This window comes from Psychrobacter sp. (genome assembly GCF_030457785.1).
Classification (GTDB): domain Bacteria; phylum Pseudomonadota; class Gammaproteobacteria; order Pseudomonadales; family Moraxellaceae; genus Psychrobacter.
Genome location: NZ_JAKDUI010000108.1, coordinates 1 through 8,676 on the forward strand (window position 1 = coordinate 1; position 8,676 = coordinate 8,676).

The following is an 8,676-nucleotide window of genomic DNA, read 5'->3' on the forward strand; positions in this document are numbered from 1 at the left end:
AACAATTGGATTTGATAATTAATTTATAACACTTTTAGGTGGAATTGACTATATAAGAAACATTAGCGTATACAACCTTTCCAAACACCTGATCAGTCATTATCGCTGCTCGTGTGGGTGGTGATGTTGAACTGAAAATGCTTCTCACCGAACAATACTCCAAATATTAGCAACAAATACTGGCGTACCTTGCTGGATAATAATTTTTTGTAATAAAGCTGTATCATAATACTTTATTATGTTTGTTTTAGCACAGTTATGAACGCTTTTCTAGCAACTATAAGGCTGAGATTCAGATTCATCATTGCCATAACACCCACCACCACCGACTCCTTACCACCGACCGACTCCTTATAGAGCACTCTTAATAGACGCCCCTTGTTTCATGCTTAGATACTTTATGCTTAGATAATAGCGATGTATCTATCAGTTTGATAATCTCCCTAGTGGCTGCACAATCGTTTCACCTTCTCACATTTCACTATATAATAAATTAATGATTATAACGGTGATTACTATGACAGCTGCTCAATGGTTTAAGAAAAGCCCCTACATACTCGGTGTTTTACTCGTTACGGCTTGCCAGCCACCGCCTGTCGATGAACCTGCGATTGATGACAATAATGCCAAAGCAGACGCGCCACTCGTCATCGACGACGATAGCGTCACGATGACACCCGATCATATACTTAGTATCAAAATGGTCCGCTATCAACCAAGTCTGGGTTTGCAAGGCAGCATAGAACCTATTAGGCAAAGCAACTTTATCGCTGCCCATTCAGTCAATGTACGGAAAGTACTGGTCAGTGAAGGTCAAGTGGTCGAAAGTGGCACGCCGTTATTTATCGTCAGGCGTCTGAATGCGACAGATAAAACGACAGAAAACGCCCACTCAGTAACCAACACGGATACGAATAATTATACGACACCAGAGAAAACAGATACCTCTGCAAGTGACCTTGATCAAAAGGCTACTGAAACACTAGAAAATGTGGGGGACACAGAACAAACGCATGCCCAAACGGCAATGTCAGGGACGGAGACGAACTCTGCTACCACTAGCACACCTGAAACCAATACTAGCGCTGATATCAAAGACCATTCTTCTGAAAACGCAAACACCTCAACTGCTAGCAGTCGTGACTCAGAGACTCAATACAACTGGGTCACCGTTCGCGCGAGTTTTGCAGGCCGTGTAGAGAAATTAACGGCCAAGGCAGGGCAAGATTTTTCCGCTCGCACCTCCTTACTGCAATTAGGTGACGAGAATCGTTGGCGCTTTGTCGCCACCTTACCCATTCAGGCTGAGCCTCAACTGTCAGTAGGCCAAACCGTCAACTTCTCTGCTGAAGAAATACCCGAAAAATTTACCGGTCAAATCAGTAAACTTACGACGACCAGCCAACCGAAATCGTTGCGGGTTCACGTCAACGTCATTGATAACGTGACAAGTCGTGAAAAGCTGTTGCCTGATATGCAGGTAACGGGTCGAGTCAATTACGGTCAAATCGACGTTGGTACTACCGTACCAGAGCGCGCGCTGCATGACGTTGATTTGACGGAGTTACACAAGCCACCATACAAACCTCTCAGACCCTTGGCCGCCAATATATGGATTATTGGACAAGATCAACGTTTGACACACCAATCTATCGAAGTCGTCGAATACAACCCTGCCACCAAACAATACTTAATCGCGGGCGTGAGTAACGACAGTTTGATTTTCTTGGCAGACTTACCCATTGACGCCCAAGGAAAAAGAGCCATCGTTTCATAAGCTTAGGTGCGGGCAGTTACATTACGTAGAAACATTAACAAAGCCTCTCTTGTTTTGTTACAACCAAATTAGGCAATATACCCGTAAGTTATACTCTACGCCGAAGTCAGGTAAGTCTCGTGTCGAAGAGTCGAAAAAGTAAAGTAAGCTGATTTAACTTAATGCTTTTTTGAGCGGTCACTGAACCATTTGAGTATCTGCCATTTAAGTATCTATCGTTTGCTTACATAGGTATTCGGTAGGTTTGTTTTTCATTAGAATAATAATTTTTGCCATGACCCTGTGCCGTAACAATGGGCATTTTTCCAGCTTAAACCGCTTGAAGTATGACTTATTAAGAACAATATATTGAACCGTGGAAGAAAGCTGAACAAATAAAGTTGAACATTTAAGGAATAAAGGGCTCAGAACTTCGTACTGATATTTGGCAAATCTTCATACAGGACCAAATATTACAAAGTGTTTGTCGTATTGACGCCCAAAAGAACCATCGCTGATGTGTTTATCATCACTTCAGTAATTCAGCACCATAAAATTCTAGCAGACCATAACAAAAAATAGAGGATGACCCATGAGTAAACAGGTTTTATTAATCGAAGACGATCCAGACTTAGCAGAATTGATCAGCGACTACTTGACCATGAATTATTATGATGTACATCATGCGGGTGTTGGTCAGGAAGGTCTTGATTTATTAGATGCCAAAGAGCGTGATATTGATTTGGTCGTGCTCGACTTGATGCTGCCGGATATGGATGGCATGCAAGTTTGCCAGAAGATTCGTGGCAGTAAGAACACCACAACCAATAAGACACCCATCATCATGCTAACCGCGAAAGGTGATACCACTGATCGCGTACTCGGGCTGGAAATGGGCGCCGATGACTATATCGCAAAGCCATTCGAGCCTCGTGAGCTTTTGGCTCGTATTCGGGCGGTTATTCGCCGTCATGAACAGCCCAATCAAGCTGATAATCAGTCGGATAGTTTAGCCTTTGGTCGATTAAGCGTATTTCCGGACAGTCATGAAGTCACCATCGACGATGAGCCTGTGCGTCTGACAACGCACCAGTTCCAATTGTTGCATTATTTTGCTACTCATTCTGGCAAGGTGCTAAACCGTGAGCAGCTATGGCAAGCGATGCCAAATGATGACAGCTCAGACAATATTGATCGTGCCATTGATGTCCATATTTCACGCCTGCGTGCGTTGATTGAAGACAACCCTCGCCAGCCAAAGCGTATCATTACAGTACGTGGCGTTGGTTATCAGTTTGCCACCGATCAGATGTAAGATTTGAAAGTGTCCGATGGCTCACCCAAACAGTCGCATTGTATGCCATACAGCGCGACGCAATGTGAGTCGCTATAGACGCCCGAAAGTAGAGATAGTGTGATGCAGCAATTGGGTTTTCGTTCCGTATTTGCCAAGCTATTTGCCAGCGTGATGCTGGCACTTATCTTATTTGCGGTTGCTATGGTACTGCTGACACAGCTTGTCCACGATAAGGATGCAGGCATTCGATCAGAAGTATTATCCACGCAAATATTGGGACAAATAGATCCTTTTTTACACGAGCTAAATGTCGCGATTGACAATGACAACCGTCTACAGTCACGGTTTATGCTGGCTGTTGTCAAAAAAAGCTTCGATATCTTCGATGAGTCGCTACAGGCGAAAATGGGACTGTACGATGATCAAGGTCGGCTGCTGATGCAAACCGATCACAGTGATCTACCGTTAGAGCTGCCGCCCAAACCTTCTATGCTTTCTCGTATTTTCCCCTCCTTTTCAGACAGCACTACCCCGCAGCAAGCACAGGCATATAGCGGCACTGGCTATACACTGCTATACGAATCACGCTTACCACCCAAAAAACCAGTGCTGTCAGCTGCATTGAATCTATTTACGGGGACCTTACTGCTGCTAGTCATCATGGCAGGTGTACTATGGTTGATCGCTCGTACCATGACTTGGCGTATCGACCAGATGAGCCAACAAATGATACAGTTGGGCGACGGCGATTTTACCGTGCGTGTGAATGCGCGCGGTAACGATGAAATCGCTTCTTTAGCACGCGGTTTCAACCAAGCAGCCCAAAAAATCGAACACCTCATCGATGCCAACAACTTACTACTGGCACACGCATCGCACGAGCTACGCACCCCAATCACGCGCATTCGTTTACAGATTGAGATGATGGATATGCTGACGTCAGCACTGCCATCTGACACCAAAGGAAAGTTTGATAAACGTGCACAAGCTGTCAATCGAGATCTGTCAGGACTCAACGATTTAGTAGAGAGCATACTACTGGTGAGCCGCTTGGATGCTGGCCACGCGCTACAGCAAGTTGAGCGGTTAGACTTATATGATTTAATCAATCAAGAACGCCAACATTACCCCGAAGCAACGTTGATTGGTGAGCACATCATGATTGACGGCCAGCCTTCTATGTTGACTCATCTCATTCGCAATTTATTAAATAATGCGATGTTACACGGTGTCCCTCCTGTGACTGTACTGCTCTACGGTGTTCAGACCATTGATGAAGCCAGTGATATTCCAGACTATCTACTGCAAACCCTAATCTGCAGTAGCTTCGTCGACTACAACAGTTCGGACTTCGACTCTTATGCCGAAAACCCTGCAGCTGGTGACACAGAAAGCTTGAAAGCAGCTGAATCTATAAGCGATGATTCAGATCTACCTGAGAAAACCAAAGACGAAAAAACTAAAGACGAAGTGGGAGAGTCTACTTCTGCACTTTCCATTGCTGAACTACCAGCACCAATTATTTATAAAAATGGCGAAAACGTTACCGAGACTGCTACTGATGTTCAGGACGATGTTGACGGCTCAACCAATGTCATTGCTAATAATACAGATGAAGCTAACGACACTCACGTCGATACAGCGAGGTTAGTGTCAGTAAGCAATCCAGCACAAACAAATGAAAATCCTTCGTTCATAGCTGGCTATCATCGTGTCACCGGAGACTTGACCGACAAAATCAAAAAAATCAATTGGCGTGCCGTTCCAAAAAATGGCACCGATCAATTCATTGGCCTCAATCCTGTGGAAACAGTTACTGACGTCGACACATCAAAGGACAGCAAAGAAAATACGAAAAATAGCGCAAACGACAAAGTTAAAAAAACCACTAAAGTCAATGGCCTGTCTGAAGACAGCGCCTCAGATATCCCGCGCAAAGAAAATCTATTTACCAAGCATTTGAAAAAAGAAAAAGCAGAAGTCGTGCGCCCTCTACCCAAATATGCGGTATTGTCCGTGATCGACGAAGGAACTGGGATTCCCGAAGACAAGCGCGAAGAGGTATTTAGTCCATTTGTACGTCTGCAGCAAAAGAATAAAGGCTCTGGTCTAGGCTTATCGTTGGTCTCACAGATCGTCACTGCCCATCAAGGTCGCATTATCACTGATACCATCAATGGTCATACACGGTTTTTAGTCATCATACCTGTAAAGCATGACTAAGACGTGTCCTCGATTTAATCCATATTACTCTAAACAACACTCTAAGCAACGGTCAGCCAAACAGGCGAAGACTGGCTAAACCTACCCAACAACGCTATCACCTGGTACTTTTTATCAGGTGCATGCCTTAAACATGCCTTGGCTTGCATCTGCCCTTACTTTGCTTAATCACGATTCCCCATAAGCAGCTAACGGATGTGCATATCCAAAACACCCATTAATATGCTATATTAGCGCCCTTTATCGTAGGGTTATTGACGGTTGTTTTTTACTTGATTTTCTCATTCAAAATCTGACATTCATTTTTTATTTTTCTGGCAGGCTACTTCTATCCTGCTGGATGACATATGACTTGATAATAAAAATCTAACAACACCTTCAAGACTCTTAAAAAACTATTGAATTTTGAGCCCGCCATGAATGACATGATTGTCTTAAACGACGTGACCAAAAGGTTTTTAAGCGACCGATCAGTCAAAGACAAAGACGGCAAACCACATTGGTTTACTGCTGTCGAGCCAACGTCACTGTCTATCCAACAAGGTGAAATATTTGGCCTAATGGGCTACTCTGGTGCCGGAAAGTCCACCTTATTACGTCTTATTAATATGCTTGAGCGCCCAGACTCAGGTCAGGTTATTGTCGACGATACGGATTTAACCAAGTTATCCGCCGGTGACTTACGGGTGGCTAGGCACAATATCGGTATGATTTTTCAGCAATTCAACTTGATGTCAAATCGTACGGTCTTTGACAATGTCGCCTTTAACTTAACCGTTGCCGGCTATCCTCGCCGTGATATTCAAAAACGCGTCATGGATTGTCTGGAGATCGTAGACCTGACAGATCGTGCTGGTCACTACCCTGCACAGCTCTCAGGTGGACAAAAACAGCGCGTCGGCATCGCACGTGCGATTGCGCCTAGTCCAAAGGTGCTTCTGGCCGATGAGCCAACCAGTGCGCTTGACCCAGCAACGACTCGCAGCTTGCTGACCTGTCTGCGTGACATCAATGACCAACTTGGTGTGACCATCGTCATCGTTACTCATGAAATGAGTGTTATTCGTAGACTCTGCGATCGTGCAGCGTTATTGCATCAAGGGGAACTACTGGAAGTGGCTGATGTCAGAGACGGCTTGATTCAGGCAACCACCCCGATCGGCAAAGGCTTAGTCGTAGAAGACTAATGAGGCAGGAGAAATAGATATGTTAACTGGTACTGAATTATCCGCCTCGATAGACAAGCTGTATGACCTACGCCAAGAAATTATGGATGCGTTCGTTGATACCTTTATCATGCTTGGTATTTCTACGGCGGTAGCGATCTTCATCGGTGGGCTATTTGGAATATTTCTGTTTTTATCCAGTGATAGACAGTTTTTGCAAAATAAAACACTGTACGCGCTGCTAGGCGGTGTTACGAACTTTATGCGCGCGTTCCCGTTTGTGATTTTGATGATCGCCATGAGCCCATTTACCAAAGCCATTGTCGGTACAGGCATTGGGCCAATTGCCGCATCTTTGGTGTTGGCGATTGCCGGCTCGTTCTACTTTGCACGTTTGGTCGAGCAAAACTTACGTGAAGTGCCACGTGGTATTATCGAGGCCACAGAATCTATGGGCGCACGCCCCTTTACTATCATTAAGGTGCTACTCAATGAGGCTCGCTCAGGCTTAGTACTGTCGGTGACCATTCTGTGCATTAGCCTGCTGTCCTATTCAGCAGCGGCTGGTATGATTGGTGGTGGTGGTTTGGGTGATTTGGCCATTCGTTACGGCTACTATCGCTATCAAACTGAAGTCATGATTTTTATCGTTATTGTGCTATCAGTCATGGTCATCGCCATCCAGTCTACTGGTAACTGGTTGGCCAATCGCCTAGATAAACGCTAAATGTCTGTAGTAAATACTTGACATTGCCATTGACTGGGTTTATTTTTGGCAGCAACTAACCATTATCTCAGCGCTTATGATTAAAAAGCAGCATTGCTATCGAGAATGTTGCTTTTTTTAATGCTCAGACCATAGGCCGTATTGCATATTTACCGGGGCGTGCTGAACATTCTCAAGACCATTGCCTTGTTCGAATGCTCAAGTACATCCCAATTACGTTATGTATTCTCATTGATCATTAAGGAACCTCTATGAAATTAACAGATATCAGCCGTCAGTTAGCCACAGCATTTGCGGCTGTTGGCGTATCAGGTTTGGTCCTAGTTGGCTGTAGCAACTCATCAGCACCAGAAGAAAATACTGAAGCAGCAGCAGAAACTGCCGCCAGTGACATCGATCCTGAACACGGCAAAATCGTCATCGGTACGACTGAAGGTGACTTTGCTGATATGGTACGTAACCAAGTCAAAGGCTCACTAGAAGAGCAAGGTTATGAAGTTGAGCTGATTGCATTTACTGACTACGTGCGCCCTAACTTGGCATTGGCTGAAGGTGACTTGGACATCAACATCTTCCAACACAAACCTTACCTCGATACGTTTAAGACAGAAAACGATCTTGATTTGGTCGAAGTCTTCCAAGTCCCAACAGCGCCACTTGGCATCTATTCAGGTAAAAAATCTAGCTTAGATGAAGCTTTTGAAGGCATGAGTGTTTCTGCGCCAAACGATCCAAGTAACTTTGCTCGCGCATTAGTTATGATGGACGATCTGGGTTGGATCACGTTAAAAGACGATATCGATCCATTGGCTGCGTCAAAAAATGACATCGCTGATAACAGCAAATACAATATTGATATCGTTGAATTAGAAGCCGCTCAATTGCCACGTGCCCGTGATGAAGTCGACTTCGCCGTCATCAATGGTAACTATGCAACTGATTCTGGCATCGAACTGACCGAAGCACTGTTCCAAGAGCCGAGCTTTGCTTATGTGAACTGGTCAGCTATCAAGTCTGCTGATGTTGGTAAGAAATGGGTCGAAGACGTCACCAACGCTTATAACGCAGAAGGCTTCAAACAGTACGCTCACGATACGTTCCCAGGCTACAAATACCCAAGCATTTGGAATGAAAGCAACGACACGGCACCAGCTGAAAATGATGCTAGCACTGTACCGGCAGAAGGCGAGAACGCTGAGTGATGAAGAATTGCTCGGTGATAGAAAGTCGCTCGATGATAAAAAGCAGCACTGCTATTTGATTGCCAAAGACGCAGTATGCTGATACCAAAAACGCTCATTACCTATCGGTAGTGAGCGTTTTTTATTCAGAGATGAGCGAGCTTTTAAGCCCCTTATCCGTGCCTCATAACATTTTAAAAAATGACGTTACAGCCTGTTTGTCCTTTGTAGGAAAGCGTCAGTGACGCTTTTACTTCGTCTACGCTTTCTTTACAGTGATCGGGTTGAATAGTAATCTTTATATAATTGGGTTGAACACAGTTTAA

The 8,676-nt window shown here is 44.6% G+C and carries 6 protein-coding genes; all 6 read left to right on the forward strand.

All coding sequences use genetic code 11. From position 1 onward, the window contains the following. Positions 1-517 precede the first annotated feature (517 nt). The 6 genes from L0J61_RS06625 (at position 518) to L0J61_RS06650 (ending at position 8,371) form a co-directional block, all read left to right on the forward strand. On the forward strand, positions 518-1,777 hold the full coding sequence (locus L0J61_RS06625) for an HlyD family efflux transporter periplasmic adaptor subunit (RefSeq protein ID WP_301465540.1): 1,260 nt from the start codon (positions 518-520) through the stop codon (positions 1,775-1,777). A 571-nt stretch (positions 1,778-2,348) separates the two neighbouring features. Continuing rightward, entirely contained in the window at positions 2,349-3,071 is a 723-nt protein-coding gene (locus L0J61_RS06630) for a response regulator transcription factor (protein ID WP_301465541.1), read from the forward strand. 102 nt (positions 3,072-3,173) lie between these two features. Further along, positions 3,174-5,276, forward strand: coding sequence for a sensor histidine kinase (locus tag L0J61_RS06635; protein WP_301465544.1), 2,103 nt, complete (start codon positions 3,174-3,176; stop codon positions 5,274-5,276). A 416-nt stretch (positions 5,277-5,692) separates the two neighbouring features. Next, a complete protein-coding gene (locus L0J61_RS06640) occupies positions 5,693-6,463 on the forward strand; it encodes a methionine ABC transporter ATP-binding protein (protein WP_301465542.1) in 771 nt (256 codons plus the stop codon). A gap of 58 nt (positions 6,464-6,521) precedes the next feature. Further along, positions 6,522-7,169, forward strand: coding sequence for a methionine ABC transporter permease (locus L0J61_RS06645; protein WP_301465545.1), 648 nt, complete (start codon positions 6,522-6,524; stop codon positions 7,167-7,169). Between the two features lie 251 nt (positions 7,170-7,420). Further along, the gene (locus L0J61_RS06650; RefSeq protein ID WP_301465543.1) at positions 7,421-8,371 is read left to right on the forward strand and encodes a MetQ/NlpA family ABC transporter substrate-binding protein; all 951 of its coding nucleotides are present in this window, start codon (positions 7,421-7,423) and stop codon (positions 8,369-8,371) included. Positions 8,372-8,676 lie beyond the last annotated feature (305 nt).

Excerpts from the sequence above, each read along its gene's own strand:
- L0J61_RS06625 (WP_301465540.1), top strand. The coding sequence starts at position 518 with ATGACAGCTGCTCAATGGTTTAAGAAAAGCCCCTACATACTCGGTGTT.
- L0J61_RS06630 (WP_301465541.1), top strand. The coding sequence starts at position 2,349 with ATGAGTAAACAGGTTTTATTAATCGAAGACGATCCAGACTTAGCAGAA.
- L0J61_RS06635 (WP_301465544.1), top strand. The coding sequence starts at position 3,174 with ATGCAGCAATTGGGTTTTCGTTCCGTATTTGCCAAGCTATTTGCCAGC.
- L0J61_RS06640 (WP_301465542.1), top strand. The coding sequence starts at position 5,693 with ATGAATGACATGATTGTCTTAAACGACGTGACCAAAAGGTTTTTAAGC.
- L0J61_RS06650 (WP_301465543.1), top strand. The coding sequence starts at position 7,421 with ATGAAATTAACAGATATCAGCCGTCAGTTAGCCACAGCATTTGCGGCT.